The following is a 19918-nucleotide window of genomic DNA, read 5'->3' on the forward strand; positions in this document are numbered from 1 at the left end:
CGTCTCTAGTTTATCAGTTGCGGTTTGCCCGGCTGAGGGGCGTTTTGCGGCAACACGCCCAATCGGCGCGCCACTTCAGTGTAAGCATCGGCCAGATTGCCAAGGTCGCGGCGGAATACGTCTTTGTCCAGCTTCTGACCGGTTTCGATATCCCACAGCCGGCAGCTGTCAGGCGAAATTTCGTCGGCGACGATCAGGCGCTGATACTCACCCTCATAGTGCCGCCCAATCTCAATCTTGAAATCGACCAGCTTAATGCCGACGCCATACATGACGCCTGACAGAAAGTCATTCACCCGCAGCGCAAGCGCCACCATATCGTCCAAGTCCTGCTGAGAAGCCCAGCCGAACGAAATAATGTATTCCTCGGGCACCAATGGGTCACCAAGGTCATCATTTTTATAAGAGAATTCGACGATGGGGCGCGGCAGCACCGTACCTTCTTCCATCCCCAGGCGCTTGGCCATCGAACCCGCCGCATAGTTGCGCACAATCACTTCCAGTGGGATAATTTCGACCGAACGGATCAACTGCTCTCGCATGTTCAACCGCTTCAAGAAATGGTTCGGAACCCCAATTTGTGAAAGGCCGGTCATAAAGAACTCTGACAGGCGATTGTTCAACACGCCCTTGCCCTCGATGACATCGCGTTTTTCAGCATTAAACGCCGTCGCATCGTCCTTGAAATATTGCACCAGGGTGCCCGGTTCCGGGCCCTCATAGAGGGTCTTGGCCTTGCCTTCATAAAGCTTCTTGCGACGCGACATGTGTTTTATCCCCCGAGGCGTGGGACTCACCCGACCTCTTTCATGCGCCAGCCTATACGTGACACCGCGCGCGCGCACAAGCAAAGGCGCATGCCCCCTTGCGCGCCCTCATGTGCGAGGTCATATCTTGCTCAACACCACATGCTACAGGAGAAAGCCATGTCCAGCTTCGATGATCGCTCAGATGCGTTTGAAAACAAATTCGCTCATGATGCAGAGATGCAATTCAAGGCCGAAGCGCGCCGCAATAAACTTCTTGGCCTGTGGGCCGCTGGACTGATGGGCAAAACTGGTGATGAGGCGGACAATTACGCCAAAGAGGTCGTGAAGGCCGATTTTGAAGAAGCTGGCGACGACGACGTCTTGCGCAAAGTCTCCGGCGATTTGGGCAACCTTGCCGATGACGCTACAATTCGCGCACAAATGACTGATCTTTTGGCAGAGGCTAAGTCCCAAATCCTAAGTGAAATCTGAGACTTAAAATCTGAAATTAAAGCTTTTTGAACCGCTCCATTTTGGAGCGGTTTTTTTACGCACTCTATGCGCGCAGGCAATAAAAAACGTCGAATTTTAGATGTTAACTCGCACGGAACCTTCTCAACTTAAAGCGGTTACAAGTTTGGGAGAAACCAATGTCAAAGAACCCCAGCCTGCGTCCTGAACGCTCGCTGCCCGCATGGCGCGCCGCGCTGCCCGTTTTGGTTTCGCTGGTGGTTTTATGGCTGTTGCGCGACCGAATTTTGACTGTTGATACCTCTGCCCTGGTGCAAACCGTTTCACAATATTCAACCGCAGTTTGGCTGAGCGCTTGCTTGTTTACGTTGGTCAGTTTCTACGCCGTGGCGCAATATGATCGCTTGGCGGCACATATACTTGGCCTCAATATCACGCGAGGGGACGCTTTGGCGTGTGGATGGCGCGCAACGGCAATCTCGCAAGTCTTGGGATACGGGCTCATCACAGGATCGCTAACCCGGTGGTGGGCTTTGGGGCAAAGCTATTCACTATCGCTGTGGGCGTGTTCGCGTATGACGGCGACCGTCACGGGTAGCTTTTTCGTCGGCTGGGCTATCGTTTTGGCGGGAGCAGTGATCATCGCCCCCTTACCGATGTTTCCCAATTTTGTTCAAGTCTTCGCGTTTTGTGGGCTTTTTATGGTGGAAACGGCTCTCGCTTGGTCGATCTGCACGCGCAACCGCATCCAAACCATCCTGCCTAGCGTGACATTTAGTCTGCCTGTCATTTTCTATACATTGCTTGATACGTTGGCAGCTGCAGCAGTTATTTTTATATTTTTGCCAGACGGTTACATCCCGTTCTTTACATTTTATACTGCCTTTCTCATCGCACTCGCAGTTGGGATGACATCAGGCCTTCCCGGCGGCCTCGGTGCATTTGAAATGTGTTTGGTCGGTCTATTGGGCGGCTCTGACGCCGCTCCATTGCTGTCAGCAATCCTAGCATATCGCGTTGTCTACTATGCGATACCGGCCATATTTGCCGGCTTGAGCCTCGCAATCCAAAAACAGGTAACCCCGCAAATCTGGGACACTCCCAAACACCAGATCATGCCATCATGGCTACAGCCACACGCCCCGCCGGAAGCACAACTGCTTTCACAAGACATGTTGCAATTGAAAACCTCAGCACCGCTTGGTGCTGGATTTCTGAGCTATCCCGCACATCACTGCGACCTCATTCTTGGCGCGCCCTTTGCAACTAACGCAGACGCATCTGAGGCAGCAATGAACAGCATATTGAAAGATGCTCTACGCCCATATTGCGTCTATAAGTGTTCAAGTGATTTGGCCGATTGGTCTCACCACAGAGGATTGGTTAGCCTAAAAATTGGCTCAGAAGCCATTATTGATACATCATTTTTCAATCTTGAGGGCGCCAAAAGACGGCAGCTAAGGCGCAAATTAGCAAAAGCTCATAGCGCTGGTGTCGTCGCGACCCCGTTCTTCGCGTTCCCAGAACAGCTCGCAGAGATTGACGCCGCCTGGCGCGCCCGCAACGGACCCGCGAAGAGCTTTTCCATGGGAAAATTTGACGCCCAGCTTCTTGCACATGAACGCATCTGGTGCGCTACCATTGACGGAGAGCCCGTCGCATTCATTTCTATCATGACCGCGCACGAAAAATGGACACTCGACCTGATCCGCATGACTGACAATTGCCCCGATGGCGCGGTTCACACACTGGTCGTGACAGCGATAGAAGCTGCTAAATCAGAACACATTCGCGAATTTTCCCTCGCCTCAGCACCATGTTACCTGGGTGAGAACACAACGGGATTGGTGGTAAGCTGTGCAAAGTCTGTTCTCGATAGAAGCCCCAAGCTCACGGGCTTACTAAGGTTTAAAAAATCATTCGCGCCGGAATGGCGAACAGAGTATTTTGTGGCAAGCGGTCCGTTTGCCGCAGTATTAGGTTGTCTGGACCTGTTTCGAATTATTCATAGCTCGCGGCCCAATCGAAGCTTAACTCATAATCATTATAAATTTTATGAATTTGCCTCAAGGCTTGTCCCGTGTCATGCGCTTCAGCGCATGACAATAAGGGATCGCGAACATGGACGCGTTGAGCAAACTTCTTCAAGACCGCGATTGGCTTTTGGCAGATGGGGCAACAGGCACTGAGCTTTTCAATATGGGGCTGCAGTCCGGCGACGCCCCAGAACTATGGAATGCAGAGCACCCCGATCGGATCAAGGCACTCTATCAGGGGCCGGTTGACGCCGGTTCCGATTTGTTTCTCACGAATTCATTTGGTGGCAACGCCTCGCGTTTGAAACTGCATGACGCGCAGTCGCGGGTTTTTGAGCTGAACAAACTGGCCGCAGAACTTGGTCGCGACGTCGCAGACAAATCCGGTCGTCCAGTCGTTGTCGCGGGCTCTATAGGGCCGACCGGTGATATCATGGAGCCGGTTGGAAACCTGTCTCACTCGGATGCTGTTGAGATGTTTCACGAACAAGCAGAAGGTCTCAAAGCCGGGGGGCAGACGTGCTGTGGGTCGAAACCATTTCTGCGCCAGAAGAAATGAAAGCGGCAGCCGAAGCAATCGCACTGACCGGCATGCCCTGGTGCGGCACAATGAGTTTCGACACGGCCGGGCGGACCATGATGGGCGTCACGGCCCCGGCCCTTGCCGCACAGATGGATCGCCTCAAACACCCACCACTCGCATTTGGCGCGAACTGCGGTGTTGGTGCTTCGGATTTGTTACGCACGGTGCTTGGTTTCGGCGAGACGCCAAAACATATCATCGCAAAAGGCAATGCGGGTATCCCCAAATATCACGACGGACATATCCACTATGACGGCACGCCGGAACTGATGGCCGAATACGCCACGCTCGCGCGTGACGCGGGCGCCCGTATCATTGGCGGCTGCTGCGGCACGACCCCAGAACATCTACGCCATATGCGGGAAGCGTTGGAGCAGCATAGCAAGCGTACGCCCCCAACCCTTGAAGCTATCGCCGCTGCGCTAGGAGGGTTTTCCTCCGAACATGATGGGACCGAGGCCGGTGGTCCAAAAAGGCGCGAACGCACAGGTGGGCGCAGACGCGCACGCGCCTAAAAAAACGACAGTTGATCGCCCGGTTTTGCCGGGCGTTCAAACAAATCACACCGAAGCCGGGGCCGCTTTTCTGCGAGCCCCAAACGCCGGCAGACAAGGCGGTAGCGGGCTTGAAGCAGATCAGCATAGGCGCCCTTGCCCTTCATCCGTTGCCCAAATTTTGCATCATAATCTTGACCACCATGCATGTCGCGCACCCGCGCCATAACCGCTTTTGCGCGGTCCGGAAAATGCTCCGCTAACCAATCTTGGAACAGCTGCGATACTTCCAAAGGAAGCCGCAAAGGGATCATTGACGCGCTGGCGGCACCCGCCGCCTTGCCAGCTGCGAGCAGTGCTTCCAACTCATGATCGGTCAATCCCGGGATCAAAGGCGAGGCCATCAGCCGCACATCAATGCCAGCATCACTGAGTATCCGAATAGTTTGCAAACGCCGCTCTGGCGACGGCACACGCGGTTCGGATTTACGCGCAATCTTCCGGTCCAAAGTCGTGACGGATATGCCCACTCTCACGAGGCCTATGCGTGCCATTGGGCCCAGAATGTCTATGTCGCGTTCGATCAAACTTCCCTTTGTGACAATGGCCACGGGGTGGTTGAATGCGGCTAGAACTTTGATAACAGATCGCATGATTTTATGCTGTTTTTCAATTGGTTGATAAGGATCCGTATTAGTCCCCAAGGCCAATACGCGGGGTACGTATCCTGACGCCGACAGCTCGCGTTCCAGCAGTTTTGGGGCATCTGGCCGCGCGATCAACCGCGTTTCAAAATCAAGACCAGGCGACATGCCTAAATACGCATGGCTCGGGCGCGCAAAACAGTAAATGCAGCCGTGTTCGCAGCCCCGATATGGATTGAGCGAACGATCAAACGGCAGGTCAGGAGAACGATTGTAACTGATCACTTTGCGCGGTCGTTCCAGGCCGACCTCAGTGCGCAACGTATTGCCTTCTTGTGGCATGCCCCAACCGTCATCAATACCGACTGAGACCAAACGCTCGAACCTGTTTGTGTGGTTTGTTGCGGCAGCGCGCCCACGCCTCAAATCCGGATTTATTGCGGGGTCAATCTCCATTTAACAAGTTTAGAACATAACGCGAACATCCGCAATGCAAGTCGTTGCTGAAGCCGCGCATGTCGTAAATTCAATTGCAAGGCCAGCGGGTTGCGGTAAAGACTGCCTCAATATCGGGAGCCAAAGGGTAAAGCCAATGTCTGATCAAGAAGACGACATCATCCTCAGCGAGCTGGACGACGAAGAGCTTGTCGCCCAAATGTTTGATGACCTCTATGATGGTCTGAAAGAGGAAATTGAGGAAGGCGTGGACATCCTTCTTGAACGCGGATGGGAACCCTATCGCGTTCTGACCGAGGCCCTTGTCGGTGGCATGACCATCGTTGGCAACGATTTCCGTGACGGTATTTTGTTTGTTCCCGAAGTCTTGTTAGCCGCAAATGCGATGAAAGGCGGCATGGCAATCTTGAAGCCCCTTCTAGCTGAAACCGGCGCGCCACGCGTCGGCAAAATGGTCATTGGTACCGTCAAAGGCGATATTCACGATATCGGCAAAAACCTTGTTGGCATGATGATGGAAGGTGCTGGATTTGAGATCGTGGATCTTGGCATTAACAACGCAGTTGAAGCTTACCTCGAAGCGTTAGACACCGAAAAGCCAGACATTCTTGGCATGTCAGCCCTGCTCACAACCACCATGCCGTATATGAAAGTCGTGATCGACACGATGGTCGAAAAAGGGATACGCGACGACTACACCGTGCTTGTCGGTGGCGCGCCGCTGAACGAAGAATTCGGCAAGGCAATTGGGGCTGATGCCTATTGCCGCGATGCTGCGGTCGCCGTGGAAACCGCCAAGGAACTCATGGCACGCAAGCATAACCAAATGGCTGCGGGCTAAACAAACCGTATGCGTGTGGCGACAAACGCCGCGCGCGAAGAGCATTGCAATCGGATCAGGACCACTTAGGTTTCAACGGATCGGAGACGCACCATGCCCCTTACCAAATTTGCATTGCTGCTCGCCTATGTCATCGCCGCCGCTGGGCTTACGGTGTTCCTTTTTGCGCAGCTGACACCACAAGGCGATGCAGCTCAGATTAGCGCGCTGATGCTACCCCTCGCAATGCTGGCAGGGCTTGCCATTCGCGCGCTCCACAAAAGGCTAAACAAGGATGATACCTGACGACGCGGCGCTGACGGACAAAGGCTTGGAGGTACAAGGAGCGGGCCAATTCCTGCTATTGGCCTGTGGCGCCCTGGCCCGAGAGATCATCGCAGTCAAAGAAGCCAATGGGTGGGACCATATGGTTTTGTCCTGCCTACCCGCGATCTACCACAACACGCCTGACAAAATAGTCCCGGCCGTGCGCGCGGCGGTCGTAAAGCACAAAGACCATTTCGATCAGATTTTTGTGGTCTATGCCGATTGCGGCACGGGGGGATTGCTGCAAGCAGCGTGCGAGGAACTAGGCGTCGAGATGGTGCAAGGCCCGCATTGCTACAGCTTTTTCGAAGGCAACGACGCTTTCGCTGCGCGTGACGAGATCACAGCCTTCTATCTCACCGACTTTCTGGTCCGTCAGTTCGACGCTTTCGTCACACGCCCTCTGGGCCTGGACCGTCATCCGCAACTGCGTGACATGTATTTTGAGCACTACGAAAAACTGGTCTATCAGGCACAAATTCGCGACCCGGACTTGGAAGCAAAGGCAAGAAAGTGTGCCGACGCGTTGGGCCTTGTTTATGAATACCGCTTCACAGGGTATGGCGATTTGGAAACGTCGCTTGCGGCACTTTAGGCCTGCGCGGCCACCAGACGAATACGCTCAACCATCGCCCGCAAGCCGTTGGACCGCTGCGCTGATAGATGGTCATTCAGTCCCAAGCGCCCAAGTTCCGCAGCCGCATCCACTTTGACGACCTCATCCACGGGCAAGCCTGAATAAAGCGCATGCAGTACGGCGATCAAGCCGCGTACGATCATTGCGTCGCTCTCGCCTTCAAATATGAAAGTCCCACCCTCAATCGTTGGATGAAGCCAAACTTGTGACGCGCAGCCATCTACCTTGGTTGCGGGCACTTTCAACGCATCCTCCAGCGGAGGCATGGCCTTCCCCATGTCGATCACCTCACGGTAGCGGTCTTCCCAATCATCAAGAAACTCGAATGTCTCAACGATCTCTTCAAACTTTTCTTGCGCCATGGGGCTCGCGTCCTTCATTCCTGCCACGCAGAGGTATAGCGCCCGCTCGTCCGGGGTCCACCATCTTTGGCTTTTCAACCCACAAACGATAGGCTACCCCTAAATGCGACATGCTGCGTGTCTCAAAGCGCGGCAGCGGGAGGGCGACAGTGAACAAAACGATACTTGTGATTTTGGCGACGTGTCTGACGATCAGCGCCTGCGGGCGCGTGGCCGAAAGCCGGTTCAACCCGTTCAATTGGTTTGGCCGCGACCGCGCTGAAACGGTCGATACTTCAGAGGCGATACCGCAAGAGAGACGCGGCCTGGTCAGCGACGTGATTGAGCTTGCCGTCGACCGTACGCCCGGCGGCGCGATCATTCGCGCGGTTGGCCTGCCACCCACCCAAGGGTTCTGGGATGCCGAACTGGTGCGCGTCACAACGGTTGACCCGACCGTAGCGGTTTATGATTTTCGCGTTTCACCACCCTTGGGACGGCGCGCGGTTTCGACCCAGCAATCGCGTGAAATCATCGCCGCAGCATCGTTGAGCAACACAGCTTTGGCCAATATTCGACAAATCATCGTGCGCGGTCAGCGCACACAGCGCGTTGTACGGCGCTAGTTAGCCGTTCAACGCGATAATTTTGACGCTAGAACCTGCAGCAGTCAGCGCGACCTCGCCCCGGCAGAGCCGCAAAGCATCCTCGCCAAAAACCTCGCCGCGCCAGCCTGACAGGGCCAACCCGTCCCGGTCGCCCATCGCGATATCGTCAAGGTCGGAGGCCGTCGCAATCAGCTTTTGTGCGACGCCAACTTCTTCAGCCTTGGCTTTCAAAAGTACCCTTAAAAGATCTGCCAAAGCCGCATTGATCGTACTTTTGTCCCGCGCTGCAGGCACTTGGGGCATATCGTCAGGCGCGCAGTTCAAGCCGGCTTGGATCGCGGCAAGAATTCCGTCTGCAATATCACCTTTGCGGGCTTCGCGCAGCAGCAGCCGCGATTTGCCCAGATCATTGATCGATTTCGGTTTGGTGGAGGCCAGCTCCAACATAGCATCATCTTTGAAAACCCGGCTACGCGGTACATTTTTGGTCTGCGCGTAATCCTCACGAAACTGCGCCAGTTCTCGCACGATTGCCAAAAATTTGGGCGCATTGGTGCGTACCTTAACCCGGCGCCATGCATGCTCAGGTTCGATTACGTAAGTTTCCGGCGCGCGCAGCACTGCCATTTCTTCTTCAACCCAAGGCAAGCGTTTGGTGCTGGCAAGCCGTTTAGCCAAATACTCATAGATCACGCGCAAATGCGTCACGTCAGCAAGTGCGTAATTCTTCTGCCCATCAGACAGGGGTCTGCGCGACCAATCCGTGAAGCGGGACGACTTGTCGACGGAAGATTTCGCGATTTTGCGCACTAACGTTTCGTACCCGACCTGCTCGCCGAAGTTGCACACCATGGCAGCTACTTGCGTGTCGAACAACGGTGCTGGAATCACACCACCTTCGACGTAGAAAATCTCCAAATCTTGGCGGGCTGCATGGAAAACCTTGACCACAGCTTCATCACGAAACAAATCATAAAGCGGCTCCAGCGACATTTCAGACCCTTCAATCGGGTCAACCAGTACCGCATCATTTTCAGGGTCATCGCCGGACACTGCCAATTGGATCAGGCAAAGCTTGGCGTAATAAGTGCGTTCTCGCAGAAACTCGGTATCAACGGTGACGTAGGCGAATTTCGCAGCATAGGCGCAATATGACGCCAACTCTTCGGTCGTAGTGATGGTTTTCATTCGGTTCCGGTCGTTCTTTTTCTTGTTTTCGCTGCCCCCGGCATGCTTATCGATACGCCTTTACCGCCCAAAAGGGAAGAGGCACCCATGCTTACCCCGCGTAGTCGATCCGGGTCCGGTCGCCTGCCGCAAAACGGCGCAGTGTGGCTGGGTAGATGACATGTTCTTTGACCAGAACTTTGGCCGCGAGGCTATCCGCGTCCTCATCCGTGGCCACCGATACCTGTGCCTGACACAGGATCGGGCCGCCATCAAGCTCAGCCGTGGCTTCATGCACGGTACATCCGGCCACGGTATCGCCTGCGGCAAGCGCACGTGCGTGAGTGTAAAGCCCCTTATATTTGGGCAACAGCGAAGGGTGAATGTTCAGCATCTTGCCCGCCCACTTTTTCATAAAGCTTGGCGTCAGAATGCGCATAAATCCAGCGAGACAAATAATGTCCGTCTGAGCCGCTTCAAGATGCGTGTTGATCTGCGCTTCAAACGCTACCCGGTCACCCCCAAAGGGTCGGTGATCTATAGCGGCGGTCGCTACACCCATCTCTGCCGCCTTGTTTAGAGCGCCCGCCATCGGATCGTTCGAAAACACCAAACAGGGCCGCGCAGGATGGTCACCCGTCATGCTTTCAACGAGCTTAACCATGTTTGAGCCACCTCCGGAGGCCAAAATGGCCACCTTTTTCAAAGCAGAGTGCCCGAGTAAGTGACGCCGGGGGTCGCCGTGACGTGCCCGATGTTGCTGACCTGCTCACCGGCCTCGCGCAGTTGCGCGGTTAAGTTTTCGGCCCGGTCTTTTCCAACGACCAACACCATTCCAATGCCCGAATTGAACGTTTTCAGCATCTCGGCCTCAGAAATTCCGCCTGCCTGCGCCAGCCAGCCAAAGACGGCCGGGGCTTCCCACGCGTCCAGATCTATTGAAACACCCAAGCCTTCGGGTAAAACGCGCGGCAGGTTTTCAGTCAAACCGCCGCCCGTGATATGCGCGAGCCCGTGCACGCCCCCTGCCCTCACCGCGTCCAAAGCTTGACGTACGTAAAGCCGCGTCGGCGCCAGCAGAGCCTGCCCCAAACTACCCTCGCTAAAGGGCGACGCGCTGTCCCAGGAAAGACCCGAATGATCAACGACCCGGCGCACAAGCGAATACCCGTTTGAATGCACGCCATCAGACCCAAGACCAAGCAAGACATCGCCCTCAACCACATCGGCAGGAAGGCTCATGCCCCTCTCCATTGCACCGACAGCAAAACCTGCGAGGTCGAAATCACCCTCGCTATACATGCCCGGCATTTCAGCTGTTTCCCCGCCGATCAACGCGCAACCGGAGCGTCTACACCCTTCCGCGATACCTTCAATGATTGTCGCAGCAGCGTCGAGCTCCAGCTTGCCGGTTGCGAAATAGTCCAAGAAAAACAGAGGCTCAGCCCCTTGGCAGACCAGATCATTTACACACATCGCAACCAGATCAATGCCGATCGTTTCATAGTGCCCGGTATCAATCGCGATGCGCAGCTTAGTGCCAACACCATCTGTTGCGCCGACCAAAATTGGGTCCGAATACCCGGCCGCCTTAAGATCAAACAAAGCGCCAAAACCGCCGAGCCCGTCCATCACGCCGGGGCGTTTTGTGGCTGCAGCCGCAGGCTTGATCCGGTCCACCAGCGCGTTGCCTGCATCAATATCGACCCCTGCATCCGCGTAGGTCAAACCGTTCTTGTTGGTATCGCTCATAGCAGCCCCTTCGCAACGCGCCCCGTGTTTTGACGCTTCGGGTAGCGCAAAGCGCCTGTCGGGGCAACCGCTCACACCTGCGCCCTTGACGCGCGCGCGCACTCTGTTAGCAAAACGCTACGCCAAATTGGGGGCCTGTAGCTCAATTGGTTAGAGCAGAGCGCTCATAACGCTTTGGTTGCGGGTTCAAGTCCTGCCGGGCCTACCAAAACTTGCCGCTATCTTGGTAGAACCAAATCGGCTTTCAACCCGCCCAATGTGTCGCTTTCGCCAAGTCGTAAAATACCGCCGTGAACGCGCGCAATATCGGCTGCAATCGCCAAACCCAGCCCAACACCTGAGCCCTGATTTTGGTTGCGCGACGCATCAAGACGGGCGAAGGGCTTCAAAGCCTCTTCCCGCATGTCTTCAGGTATGCCGGGCCCGTCATCTTCAACGCTGAACCGCACAGAATTTTCCAAAAACTCTAGAGAAAGTCGGGCCTTAGTGCCGTAGCGCGTCGCATTACCGGTTAGATTTTCAAGCGCGCGCTTCACTGCCAAAGGACGCAGCTTCAGTTCTACTCTGTCATCGGGGACCTCCCCAACTGCAACAGCGCGCCCTGCCCGTTTGGCGTTTTCCACGATTTCGAGCAACAATGCGGTCGGGTTGACCTCTTCCAATTCTTCTGTCGCGTCAGCCCGAGCAAAATCAAGAAAAGCGGTGATCAGGCTTTCCATCTCCGAAACATCGTTAATAAGCGCATCTGTTTCCTCCGACGGTTCCTGCATCGACAATCCCAGCTTCATGCGGGTCAAGGGCGTGCGCAGATCATGGCTGACACCCGAAAGCATCATCGTGCGCTGTTGTGTCTGGCGTTCAATGCGTGAGCGCATGTTCAAGAACGCGTTGCCGGCGGAGCGGACCTCATTTGCCCCTGTTGGGTGATAGGGCGATATTTGCCCTTTGCCGAACGCTTCTGCCGCGACGGCGAGACGCTTGATCGGGCGTAACTGATTGCGCAAAAACAAATAAGCGATAAGCGTCATCAACACGCCCGTCGCCAGCATCAGCACCAACAATTGATGCGGGTTACGGGCCGAAACCCGGCTGCGCGGGAAAGACAGCGCGATGGGCCCCGCGTCGCTGCCCAATTTCAGGTGCACCCATTTGCGGTCCGCAACTAGGTCCACTGCCTCCAGAGTGGATAGATCTCGCGTTCAATGTGTCACGGATGGCGCGCCCCGACAGATCATAAAAACGCGCTCGATCACGTAGCGGCTCGTCGCTAAACGACGCATCAATCCCCAACTCCACTGATCGGTTCTGCATCTGCGCGCTTTGATTTTCCGCCGTTTTGAGTAACAGTCGAAGCTGAGGGACCATATTCTGGGTCATCTGCACGGTGACATCTTCGTAAAGACGTTGAATAAAGGCGAAGGAGACGACCAATTGAATGGTCACAATGGGGACCAGCAAAATTAGAGCTGCGCGCCCGTACAGGCTACGCGGCAAAAAACGTTTTAAAGAGACTATGGCCATATTGCGCCAAAGACTAAGCGCCTGAGGGGGCGAGGGAAAGACATATGGAAGACCAGGCATCATTTGATCCCGTTATTGGAAAAGCAGAAAAATTAGCACCGGGCATTAAGCGTGTTTTGGCGCCCAACGCGTCTCCAATGACCTATCGCGGAACCAACACATATCTTGTGGGCACGCGCGACATCGCGGTGATCGATCCCGGTCCGCCCGACGAGACCCACCTCAAGGCGATTCTGGAAGCACTCGAAGGGCATCAACGCATCAGCCACATCTTCGTCACCCATAGCCATATCGATCACTCGCCGCTTGCGATGGTATTGGCGCAGTTCACCGGCGCCAAAGTGCATGCTTTTGGGTCTAGCCGGTCCGGTCGCGCCGACATCATGTCATGTTTTGGCAAATTGGGCGGCGGCGAAGGCTTGGATGAAACCTTTTTGCCAGACGTGACCATCAAACATTTGGAGGAAATCAGCGGCTCCGATTGGACACTACGTGCGCTGCATACACCCGGCCATCTCGGCAACCACCTGTGTTTTGAACTCGACTGGGAGGAGTTCAGCGGCCATGTCTTCACCGGCGATATGGTTATGGGGTGGGCCACATCCATTGTCTCACCGCCCGATGGGCACCTCACTGATTTCATGGCATCGCTGCGTATGCTCGCGGCTCGGCCGGGTCACAGCACCTATCATCCGGGACATGGCGCGCAGATCGATGACCCTGTTGGTCGCGTCAACGGGTTGGCGCAACACCGCATTGCGCGCGAAACGCAAATCATCGATTCTTTAGGAAAACGTTCCGGAACAGCGGCCGATTTAGCCGCGCGAATTTATGTCGATCTCGACCCGAATTTGCTGCCTGCCGCAGCACGCAACGTGCTGGCGCATCTTATCGACCTCAATACTCGCGACAAGGTCGTGCCTGAGGGCGAGTTGAGCGCAGAATCAGTTTTTCGTCTTAGCTAGGACTTTTCCAAACTTACCCACTTGCCGAGCCAAAACTCCCTTGCTATATCGCCCAAACCGTTCCGGCGTAGCTCAGCGGTAGAGCAGTTGACTGTTAATCAATTGGTCGTAGGTTCGATCCCTACCGCCGGAGCCAATATCCCAAATAAGATTAAGCTAAGAATGTGGCAGCGCATCTTAGGTCACTGGAATTTATGCCGCGAAAGTCGTACGATTCGCGTTAACTAAGGCGTGTTTTGGCCTCGTACCGGCCCCAATAAGCTGTAAAAATCCAACCACTCAATATTATTTTTTCGTTTATATACAAAAACTTAATGTGGTTTTTCCGAAGATGAACCGAATATGAACGAGTGGTTCGCTCCCGGTTAAACGCATTTCAGACATATTTGGTTCATCGAAATTGAGTAGCCCGGTCTTCCAACCCTCCAAGGGGCCGCTCGACGAGATAGGAAGCAAATTGACTGCCGCGCCCGTTGATACCGTGCGCCTCTGTTTCCGCAGCACCGCAGGGCCCTCAGACCTGCCGGAGACGCGCGGACGCAAGATCAAGCCGGTGCCCGGCAGGCAAAAATGCTTCGTACATAGAGTTTGGTTCTCGCTACACAAGTTCCAACACGTGACGCTTTCGCTCGCTGATCGCATCGCGTCCCCTCCAAAAGGGAAAGGCTGCCACCAGGGCGGCCTTTTCCTTTTTTGGGCCATATAAAAAAGGGCGTTCTGGACTTCAATTGGTCCAAGACTGGTCACAAAGTCTCCGTAATCAGCAAGTACCAAAGAATCATGAGAATTTTACTGGCCGAAGACGAACAAGTTCTGAGCGATCAGATCAAAACCCTTCTGATTTCTGAAGGGCGCGCAGTTGATGTCGCCCATGACGGTGAGGAAGCGCATTTCCTTGGCGATACCGAACCCTATGACATGATCATTCTCGATATAGGTCTGCCCGGACGCGACGGTATTTCGGTGCTCAAAAAATGGCGCGCTAGTGGGATCGACACACCTGTTCTGATTCTCACTGCAAGGGACGGCTGGTCGGACCGTGTTGACGGATTAGACGCAGGCGCAGATGACTACATGACCAAGCCATTCAACATGTCTGAACTGGCAGCGCGCGTACGCGCAATGTTGCGCCGCAAAACGGGCCAAACCAATCCACTCTTTGAAAAAGGCGAGATCAGTTTCGACACCCGAAATGGGCGCGTTACAGTCGGCGGGATGCCGGTGGACCTGACCAGTCAGGAAGTGGCCGTCTTGTCCTATCTCGTCCACAATAATGGCCGTTTGATTTCGCGCACTGAGCTGTCGGAGCATATCTATTCCTATGATGGAGATCGTGACAGCAACACGATTGCTGTTTTTATCACCCGGCTTCGCAAGAAGCTTGGTACCGAATTTATCCAAACTATTCGCGGGCGTGGATACATGGTGGATGCAGCCTGATGCTCTCGCTGCGCAGACGCGCAATTCTAGGCGGTGCTTTTAGCGCCGTTGTCGCAGTGACGGTTGGCACCTACATGCTGTATTCTTTGATGAGCACGATTGCCGTCTCGCGGTTCGATCAAGCGCTGATGGAACGGCACACACAGCTCGTTGTCGCACTGAATGACACGCGTGATGCGCCGGAAAAGCTCAATCAACTTGTCTTTGACCCGGGCTATCGGACCCCGTTTTCAGGGCGCTACTGGCAGGTTTCAGCGCCTGACGGACGTATCTACACATCTGAGTCCATGCTTAGTGAAACGCTCGACGTTCCAGGCGGCGTCACAGAAGGCGCGTTGTTGCGCGATATGCTTGCTCTGGCCGAAGAACCTGTGCGGTCAGCCCATCAAAGCGTGCGCTTGTCAGATGGCAGCACATGGAGCGTGACCGTCGCCGAATCGCGTGAGCGCTTGGCAGTCGAGCATAACGCAACCGGACGCAGCCTGATGCTCGCCTTTGCGCTGGTCGGAATGTTAGGTATTGCCGGGACAATTCTGCAAACAAAGGCAATTATGCACCCAATCGACAGGCTGAGAAAAGATGTCAGTAAGCGCTGGGAATCTGAAGAAGGCCTCGATGCTGACGAATACCCTGAGGAGGTCGCACCCCTAGTGGCCGACATCAACGAATTGCTGGAACGCAACCGCGAAGTCGTCAGCCGCGCCCGGCGGCAAGCCGCCGATCTTGCACACGCATTGAAGACCCCAAGTTCGATTTTACGCAATGAGCTGACGACGCTCAGCGAACAGGGCTTGCCAGTAGACGCGTCGCTCGAAGCCTTACGGCGCGTCGATGCGCAGCTTGGCAGGTCACTGGCCCGGATGCGCGCTGCAAACTCTGGTGCCGCGGCTTCGACCAACACCAGCCTCTCATCTTCGGTCGGGCGATTCACGCGTCTCTTTGGCGCCATGGCAGAGCGCGACGGCAAGACGATGATAACTGAATGCGAGAACGGATTCATGGTGCGCATCGATGCTCAAGACATCGAGGAGGTGATGGGCAATCTGCTCGACAACGCATTGAAATACTGTGCCACCGCAGTCAAACTGTCCTTGCACAAAGTCTCCGAGGGCATCGAAATGCTGATCGAAGATGACGGCCCCGGTATTCCCGAAGATGCGCGCCGCGAAGCACTCAGCTCGGGCGGGCGGCTTGACAGTTCAAAACCCGGGACCGGCCTTGGCCTCGCGATTGCGATGGACCTACTGCACGCTTACGGGGCAGAGCTGCGCCTCCAGACTTCGCCCAAACTCGGCGGCTTGGCCGTCAGCGTGATAATCCCGCAAAAACTTATCCGGACGGCGGGCGAACCGCTTCCCACCACGGCAAATTTCAACCTCGCACCCGCTGAATAACGACCTGCCCTTTGCATCCCCGCCCAATCACGCCATAACGACCGGCATCAGGCGAAGCGATGCGGGAGCCCATGCGCAAGATCACTATCATCACTGTCACCTATAACAGCGCGGAGGTGATCGCACCGTTTCTCAACAGCGTTCCCGACAATGCCGAACTTATTGTGGTCGACAATGCCAGCCACGATGAAACCCGCGACTTGGTCATTGCACATGGCGCAAACCTTGTAGCTTTGCCCGAAAACCTTGGCTTTGGCGCAGCTTGCAATGCAGGAGCGGCCCACGCAAAAACTCCATTTCTGTTTTTCGTCAATCCTGATGCGCAGCTCAGCGTCGGTTGCTGCGAAAGTTTGCTTGCAGCCAGTGAAGCCCATCCACAAGCAGGCGCCTTTAACCCGGCAATCCTGTCTCCTAATGGCAAAGTCCGGCTAAACCGTCGATCTTGCATTCTGCCGCGCGCGCTATGGACAGACAAAGCGCTCGCCAAAAATGACCCGAAGGTCAGTGCCGACGTACGCATGCTCTCCGGTGCCGCACTGTTCTGCCGTCGTGACGCGTTCGAAGCAGTTGACGGTTTTGACGCCAGGATTTTTCTCTATCATGAGGATGATGACCTAAGCGTCCGTCTATTTGAAGCGGACTGGCGCTTGCGATTGGAACACAGCGCGCAGGTCACCCATATCGGCGGAGCGGCCTCCGGGAACGCGATTGCTGGCGCGGCATTTAAATCCCGTGCTATCGCCCAATCGCGCCTCTATGTGGAACACAAACATAGGATTGCGCACCCAAAGCTCCGCGGTCTCTTACGCGCGGTTGGAAAACTCGCCTCACCGTTGACGCTGATGTCCAAACGAAAACGCGCCCAAGCCATGGCTTATCTGTCGGCGGTCGTCGACTTTGACATTTCCACTTACGGAAAAGACCGCCTTGAGCAGGCGCGCCCTGTTAGTTCAATCTGACGTTGCCACCGACTATGCCTTCCATTTGATGCTTCGATAGCCACAGGCTCAGTTCGTACTCGCTCATCCATTCAGGATTGGTGTCGGACGCATATACGAAACCCTCCTTCACCGGCGTGCCATCTTTGATCCGTTCAGCGCTTTGGGACCAGTCGTAGATAGATGGCAGGATCTTGAAATGCTCAGGATATTCAAAGGTAAAAGGTGCATCTTCACGGCTGATCATCTGCTCATGTAGTTTTTCACCGGGCCGCATGCCGATAATGTCATGGCGCGCGTCTGGTGCGATGACCCGAGCGATATCCATGATCCCCATTGAGGCAATTTTCTTGACGTAAATCTCCCCGCCCACCATATCGCCAAAAGCATGCCAAACCAGCTCAACACCCTGATCGGGCGTATTCATAAACCGGGTCATGCGCGGATCGGTAATTGGCAGAACGCCCGTGTCTTTGATCGATTGAAAGAATGGAATGACAGATCCGCGCGAGCCCATTACGTTGCCATACCGCACCACGGAAAACCGCGTATCATGTTCACCTGCATAAGCATTGCCAGTCACAAACAGTTTGTCGGCGCAAAGCTTGGAAGCACCGTAGAGACTCGTCGGATTCGATGCCTTGTCGGTGGACAGAGCGACCACTTTGCGCACGCCGCGGTCGATACACGCGTCAATCAAATTCATTGCACCGACAACATTTGTCTTGATGCATTCAAATGGGTTGTATTCGGCGGTCGAAACAATTTTCGTAGCCGCCGCATGCACCACAAAATCCACGCCGCGCAATGCGCGATATAGCCGGTCGCGGTCACGTACATCCCCTATCAGGAACTGCACGCGCAGGTCGTCCGCAAAAGCACGCGCCATTTCCCATTGCTTCATTTCATCGCGCGAAAAGACGATAATCTTCTTGGGACGATGCCGTTTGAGGGTGCGGCGCACAAATGTTGTGCCAAAAGATCCGGTCCCACCGGTCACGAAAATCACACTGTCGCGCAGCATATCATCCCCTGGGTTTTCGTGTCTTAAACACGCAAGACATCACGTACTAACGGCACTAAACCCAGAAGCAGTTAACAAATCGCTGATTTTATGTTAGGTTTGTTGAGCCTTAATTCCGCCCCGTTTGGGTGGTCAGCTCAGGCACAGAGTAAAGTAACCTTGTAACGAAAGGCGTTTGTTATGCCAAAACCTGATCCGAAACCCGCCCCAGCCCCCGCAAATCCGCCATCAAAACCCAACGAAGCGCCTTGGCGTTTTTCGGACTGGGCTAGTCTCTAAAGAAGAGCTGACAGGGCTTTTAGGTTTAATCCCGACGGGTCGACGTTTATATCTGAGATATGAGCGATCCCGTTTCTTCGATCCGCAATCTGGGCCCTGCCTATGAGAAAAGTCTTGCCGCTGTGGGCATCCACTCGGCAGACGCGCTGCGCGAGGTTGGCGCTGACGCGGCATATGCGAAACTGCTTGAAGCCGGGCAGCGCCCCCATTTCATTGGCTATTATGTACTGGTGATGGGCCTTCAAGGCAGGCCATGGAATGATTGCAAAGGGGCCGAGAAGGCAAAGCTGCGTAAGCGGTTTGATACGCTCAAAGACACACATTTCAACAGCGACCTCAGTGCCTTAGAAGCCGAACTTGATGCGATTGGTGTAGGTCAACGTCGATGACGAGCCTTACCCAAACGTCAACAATTGACGCTGATCTAGACAGACTCGACCGGTTTGCTGTGCAAATGGATGCGCTGGTGCGCATTCCAGGGACACGCATGACGCTAGGGCTCGATTCGGTGCTTGGCCTATTGCCTGTCATCGGCGACACACTGGCGCTCGCGCCCTCCCTCTATGTGATCGTTGAGGCAAAACGGCTCGGGGCGTCATCTCACGCCATAGGTCGTATGCTGTTTAACATCGGCGTCGATTATGTTGTCGGAATGGTCCCGATTGTCGGCGATCTGTTCGACTTCGGCTGGCAAGCCAATATTCGAAACACGCGCATTCTGCGCGAAGACCTCGGCAAAGAAAAAGCCGCCCTGACGGATCAGTGCGGCCCTTCCTAAAATTTTTGCGACGTAGCTTAGCCGACCAATTCAAGGCCGGAGAAGAAGAACGCGATTTCTTCCGCAGCGGTCTCAGGCGCGTCGGAGCCGTGAACCGAGTTTTCACCGATCGAAAGAGCGAATTCTTTGCGGATTGTGCCATCAGCGGCCTCTGCAGGGTTGGTTGCGCCCATGACTTCACGATTTTTCGCAATTGCATCTTCGCCTTCGAGAACCTGAACAACGATGGGCTCAGAGATCATGAATTCGCACAGCTCACCAAAGAACGGGCGCTCAGAATGTACGCCGTAGAATGTTTGGGCTTGGGCCAGCGTTAGCTGAATGCGCTTGGAGGCCACGATGCGAAGACCCGCCTCTTCAAACTTGGCGGCGATTTGGCCGGTCAGGTTCCGTTTGGTGGCGTCAGGCTTGATGATGGAGAAGGTACGTTGAATGGCCATGAAGTGGCTCCTTTGCGTATGGATTTGGCGCGCGTCTAGCATGGGGTTTGGCGC

20 protein-coding genes, 2 tRNA genes and 2 pseudogenes are annotated in these 19918 nt (G+C 55.0%); 15 read left to right on the forward strand and 9 right to left on the reverse strand.

Features of this window, described 5'->3' with window-relative positions:
- Window positions 1-5 precede the first annotated feature (5 nt).
- On the reverse strand, window positions 6-767 hold the full coding sequence (gene purC, locus ACZ1G7_RS03395; RefSeq protein WP_472662312.1) for a phosphoribosylaminoimidazolesuccinocarboxamide synthase: 762 nt from the start codon (window positions 765-767) through the stop codon (window positions 6-8).
- Between the two features lie 159 nt (window positions 768-926).
- On the opposite strand from purC, the gene ACZ1G7_RS03400 reads away from it, so the two are divergent.
- The 3 genes and pseudogenes from ACZ1G7_RS03400 (at window position 927) to bmt (ending at window position 4354) form a co-directional block, all read left to right on the forward strand.
- Window positions 927-1241, forward strand: coding sequence for a DUF1476 domain-containing protein (locus ACZ1G7_RS03400; RefSeq protein ID WP_472662314.1), 315 nt, complete (start codon window positions 927-929; stop codon window positions 1239-1241).
- Between the two features lie 158 nt (window positions 1242-1399).
- Window positions 1400-3409, forward strand: coding sequence for a phosphatidylglycerol lysyltransferase domain-containing protein (locus ACZ1G7_RS03405; RefSeq protein WP_472662316.1), 2010 nt, complete (start codon window positions 1400-1402; stop codon window positions 3407-3409).
- Window positions 3342-4354 (forward strand): annotated as a pseudogene (gene bmt / locus ACZ1G7_RS03410) (betaine--homocysteine S-methyltransferase). Before ACZ1G7_RS03405 ends, bmt begins: the two are co-directional and overlap by 68 nt.
- Here bmt and ACZ1G7_RS03415 read toward each other — a convergent pair.
- Window positions 4351-5433, reverse strand: coding sequence for a PA0069 family radical SAM protein (locus tag ACZ1G7_RS03415; RefSeq protein ID WP_472662318.1), 1083 nt, complete (start codon window positions 5431-5433; stop codon window positions 4351-4353). The pseudogene bmt and the gene ACZ1G7_RS03415 overlap by 4 nt on opposite strands.
- Before the next feature lie 136 nt (window positions 5434-5569).
- Between ACZ1G7_RS03415 and ACZ1G7_RS03420 the strand changes: the two genes are divergently transcribed.
- From ACZ1G7_RS03420 to ACZ1G7_RS03430, 3 genes are all read left to right on the forward strand, one after another.
- Window positions 5570-6274: a corrinoid protein gene (locus ACZ1G7_RS03420; RefSeq protein ID WP_472662320.1), complete on the forward strand. Its 705-nt coding sequence runs from the start codon at window positions 5570-5572 to the stop codon at window positions 6272-6274.
- 93 nt (window positions 6275-6367) lie between these two features.
- Window positions 6368-6559 carry a hypothetical protein gene (locus ACZ1G7_RS03425; RefSeq protein WP_472662321.1) on the forward strand — a complete coding sequence of 64 codons (192 nt, stop codon included), beginning with the start codon at window positions 6368-6370 and terminating at the stop codon, window positions 6557-6559.
- On the forward strand, window positions 6549-7175 hold the full coding sequence (locus ACZ1G7_RS03430) for a DUF1638 domain-containing protein (protein WP_472662322.1): 627 nt from the start codon (window positions 6549-6551) through the stop codon (window positions 7173-7175). The genes ACZ1G7_RS03425 and ACZ1G7_RS03430 overlap by 11 nt, the downstream gene beginning before the upstream one ends.
- Here the strand turns inward: ACZ1G7_RS03430 and ACZ1G7_RS03435 are convergent.
- The gene (locus tag ACZ1G7_RS03435) at window positions 7172-7579 is read right to left on the reverse strand and encodes a SufE family protein (protein ID WP_472662324.1); all 408 of its coding nucleotides are present in this window, start codon (window positions 7577-7579) and stop codon (window positions 7172-7174) included. The two genes, ACZ1G7_RS03430 and ACZ1G7_RS03435, sit on opposite strands and share 4 nt — an antisense overlap.
- A 149-nt stretch (window positions 7580-7728) precedes the next feature.
- Between ACZ1G7_RS03435 and ACZ1G7_RS03440 the strand changes: the two genes are divergently transcribed.
- Window positions 7729-8184, forward strand: a complete 456-nt coding sequence (locus ACZ1G7_RS03440) for a hypothetical protein (RefSeq protein ID WP_472662325.1) — start codon at window positions 7729-7731, stop codon at window positions 8182-8184.
- On the opposite strand, the gene rnd is transcribed toward ACZ1G7_RS03440, so the two are convergent.
- The 3 genes from rnd to purM form a co-directional block, all read right to left on the reverse strand.
- Complete coding sequence (rnd, locus tag ACZ1G7_RS03445) at window positions 8185-9354, reverse strand: ribonuclease D (RefSeq protein WP_472662327.1); 1170 nt, start codon at window positions 9352-9354, stop codon at window positions 8185-8187.
- Window positions 9355-9445: 91 nt separating this feature from the next.
- Entirely contained in the window at window positions 9446-9997 is a 552-nt protein-coding gene (purN, locus tag ACZ1G7_RS03450; RefSeq protein ID WP_472662329.1) for a phosphoribosylglycinamide formyltransferase, read from the reverse strand.
- A gap of 38 nt (window positions 9998-10035) precedes the next feature.
- Window positions 10036-11085, reverse strand: coding sequence for a phosphoribosylformylglycinamidine cyclo-ligase (gene purM, locus ACZ1G7_RS03455; protein ID WP_472662331.1), 1050 nt, complete (start codon window positions 11083-11085; stop codon window positions 10036-10038).
- Between the two features lie 131 nt (window positions 11086-11216).
- Here purM and ACZ1G7_RS03460 point away from each other — a divergent pair.
- Window positions 11217-11293 (forward strand) — tRNA-Ile (locus ACZ1G7_RS03460).
- A 10-nt stretch (window positions 11294-11303) separates the two neighbouring features.
- Here ACZ1G7_RS03460 and ACZ1G7_RS03465 read toward each other — a convergent pair.
- Window positions 11304-12606, reverse strand: a pseudogene (locus ACZ1G7_RS03465) (ATP-binding protein).
- A 137-nt stretch (window positions 12607-12743) separates the two neighbouring features.
- Here ACZ1G7_RS03465 and ACZ1G7_RS03470 point away from each other — a divergent pair.
- The 5 genes from ACZ1G7_RS03470 to ACZ1G7_RS03490 all read left to right on the forward strand — a co-directional run bounded on the left by ACZ1G7_RS03470 (window position 12744) and on the right by ACZ1G7_RS03490 (window position 17364).
- Window positions 12744-13571 (forward strand): MBL fold metallo-hydrolase, encoded by an 828-nt coding sequence (locus tag ACZ1G7_RS03470; protein WP_472662332.1) that lies wholly within the window; start codon window positions 12744-12746, stop codon window positions 13569-13571.
- Window positions 13572-13632: 61 nt separating this feature from the next.
- Window positions 13633-13707: transfer RNA gene (locus ACZ1G7_RS03475), tRNA-Asn, on the forward strand.
- A 644-nt stretch (window positions 13708-14351) separates the two neighbouring features.
- The gene (locus tag ACZ1G7_RS03480; RefSeq protein WP_472662334.1) at window positions 14352-15011 is read left to right on the forward strand and encodes a response regulator transcription factor; all 660 of its coding nucleotides are present in this window, start codon (window positions 14352-14354) and stop codon (window positions 15009-15011) included.
- Window positions 15011-16405: an ATP-binding protein gene (locus ACZ1G7_RS03485; RefSeq protein ID WP_472662335.1), complete on the forward strand. Its 1395-nt coding sequence runs from the start codon at window positions 15011-15013 to the stop codon at window positions 16403-16405. The genes ACZ1G7_RS03480 and ACZ1G7_RS03485 overlap by 1 nt, the downstream gene beginning before the upstream one ends.
- 71 nt (window positions 16406-16476) lie before the next feature.
- A complete protein-coding gene (locus ACZ1G7_RS03490; protein ID WP_472662337.1) occupies window positions 16477-17364 on the forward strand; it encodes a glycosyltransferase in 888 nt (295 codons plus the stop codon).
- Here ACZ1G7_RS03490 and pseB read toward each other — a convergent pair.
- The gene (gene pseB, locus ACZ1G7_RS03495) at window positions 17351-18367 is read right to left on the reverse strand and encodes a UDP-N-acetylglucosamine 4,6-dehydratase (inverting) (protein ID WP_472662338.1); all 1017 of its coding nucleotides are present in this window, start codon (window positions 18365-18367) and stop codon (window positions 17351-17353) included. The two genes, ACZ1G7_RS03490 and pseB, sit on opposite strands and share 14 nt — an antisense overlap.
- Window positions 18368-18705: 338 nt before the next feature.
- Here pseB and ACZ1G7_RS03500 point away from each other — a divergent pair, with 338 nt between their 5' ends.
- Window positions 18706-19035 carry a TfoX/Sxy family DNA transformation protein gene (locus ACZ1G7_RS03500; RefSeq protein ID WP_472662340.1) on the forward strand — a complete coding sequence of 110 codons (330 nt, stop codon included), beginning with the start codon at window positions 18706-18708 and terminating at the stop codon, window positions 19033-19035.
- Window positions 19032-19424 (forward strand): DUF4112 domain-containing protein, encoded by a 393-nt coding sequence (locus ACZ1G7_RS03505; RefSeq protein WP_472662341.1) that lies wholly within the window; start codon window positions 19032-19034, stop codon window positions 19422-19424. The genes ACZ1G7_RS03500 and ACZ1G7_RS03505 overlap by 4 nt, the downstream gene beginning before the upstream one ends.
- A gap of 17 nt (window positions 19425-19441) precedes the next feature.
- Here ACZ1G7_RS03505 and ndk read toward each other — a convergent pair whose 3' ends face one another.
- Window positions 19442-19864: a nucleoside-diphosphate kinase gene (ndk, locus tag ACZ1G7_RS03510; protein ID WP_472662343.1), complete on the reverse strand. Its 423-nt coding sequence runs from the start codon at window positions 19862-19864 to the stop codon at window positions 19442-19444.
- Window positions 19865-19918: the final 54 nt, after the last annotated feature.

It is taken from the genome of Litoreibacter sp. JB4-2, from assembly GCF_055693445.1.

What these genes read in the sequence shown, in the direction of transcription:
- ACZ1G7_RS03480 (WP_472662334.1), top strand. Translation starts at nt 14,352, where the DNA reads ATGAGAATTTTACTGGCCGAAGACGAACAAGTTCTGAGCGATCAGATC.
- ACZ1G7_RS03500 (WP_472662340.1), top strand. Translation starts at nt 18,706, where the DNA reads ATGAGCGATCCCGTTTCTTCGATCCGCAATCTGGGCCCTGCCTATGAG.
- ACZ1G7_RS03435 (WP_472662324.1), bottom strand. Translation starts at nt 7,579, where the DNA reads ATGGCGCAAGAAAAGTTTGAAGAGATCGTTGAGACATTCGAGTTTCTT.
- purN (WP_472662329.1), bottom strand. Translation starts at nt 9,997, where the DNA reads ATGGTTAAGCTCGTTGAAAGCATGACGGGTGACCATCCTGCGCGGCCC.
- ndk (WP_472662343.1), bottom strand. Translation starts at nt 19,864, where the DNA reads ATGGCCATTCAACGTACCTTCTCCATCATCAAGCCTGACGCCACCAAA.
- ACZ1G7_RS03490 (WP_472662337.1), top strand. Translation starts at nt 16,477, where the DNA reads ATGCGCAAGATCACTATCATCACTGTCACCTATAACAGCGCGGAGGTG.
- ACZ1G7_RS03420 (WP_472662320.1), top strand. Translation starts at nt 5,570, where the DNA reads ATGTCTGATCAAGAAGACGACATCATCCTCAGCGAGCTGGACGACGAA.
- ACZ1G7_RS03485 (WP_472662335.1), top strand. Translation starts at nt 15,011, where the DNA reads ATGCTCTCGCTGCGCAGACGCGCAATTCTAGGCGGTGCTTTTAGCGCC.
- purC (WP_472662312.1), bottom strand. Translation starts at nt 767, where the DNA reads ATGTCGCGTCGCAAGAAGCTTTATGAAGGCAAGGCCAAGACCCTCTAT.
- ACZ1G7_RS03415 (WP_472662318.1), bottom strand. Translation starts at nt 5,433, where the DNA reads ATGGAGATTGACCCCGCAATAAATCCGGATTTGAGGCGTGGGCGCGCT.
- rnd (WP_472662327.1), bottom strand. Translation starts at nt 9,354, where the DNA reads ATGAAAACCATCACTACGACCGAAGAGTTGGCGTCATATTGCGCCTAT.
- ACZ1G7_RS03470 (WP_472662332.1), top strand. Translation starts at nt 12,744, where the DNA reads ATGACCTATCGCGGAACCAACACATATCTTGTGGGCACGCGCGACATC.
- ACZ1G7_RS03425 (WP_472662321.1), top strand. Translation starts at nt 6,368, where the DNA reads ATGCCCCTTACCAAATTTGCATTGCTGCTCGCCTATGTCATCGCCGCC.
- pseB (WP_472662338.1), bottom strand. Translation starts at nt 18,367, where the DNA reads ATGCTGCGCGACAGTGTGATTTTCGTGACCGGTGGGACCGGATCTTTT.
- ACZ1G7_RS03400 (WP_472662314.1), top strand. Translation starts at nt 927, where the DNA reads ATGTCCAGCTTCGATGATCGCTCAGATGCGTTTGAAAACAAATTCGCT.
- ACZ1G7_RS03405 (WP_472662316.1), top strand. Translation starts at nt 1,400, where the DNA reads ATGTCAAAGAACCCCAGCCTGCGTCCTGAACGCTCGCTGCCCGCATGG.
- ACZ1G7_RS03505 (WP_472662341.1), top strand. Translation starts at nt 19,032, where the DNA reads ATGACGAGCCTTACCCAAACGTCAACAATTGACGCTGATCTAGACAGA.
- purM (WP_472662331.1), bottom strand. Translation starts at nt 11,085, where the DNA reads ATGAGCGATACCAACAAGAACGGTTTGACCTACGCGGATGCAGGGGTC.
- ACZ1G7_RS03430 (WP_472662322.1), top strand. Translation starts at nt 6,549, where the DNA reads ATGATACCTGACGACGCGGCGCTGACGGACAAAGGCTTGGAGGTACAA.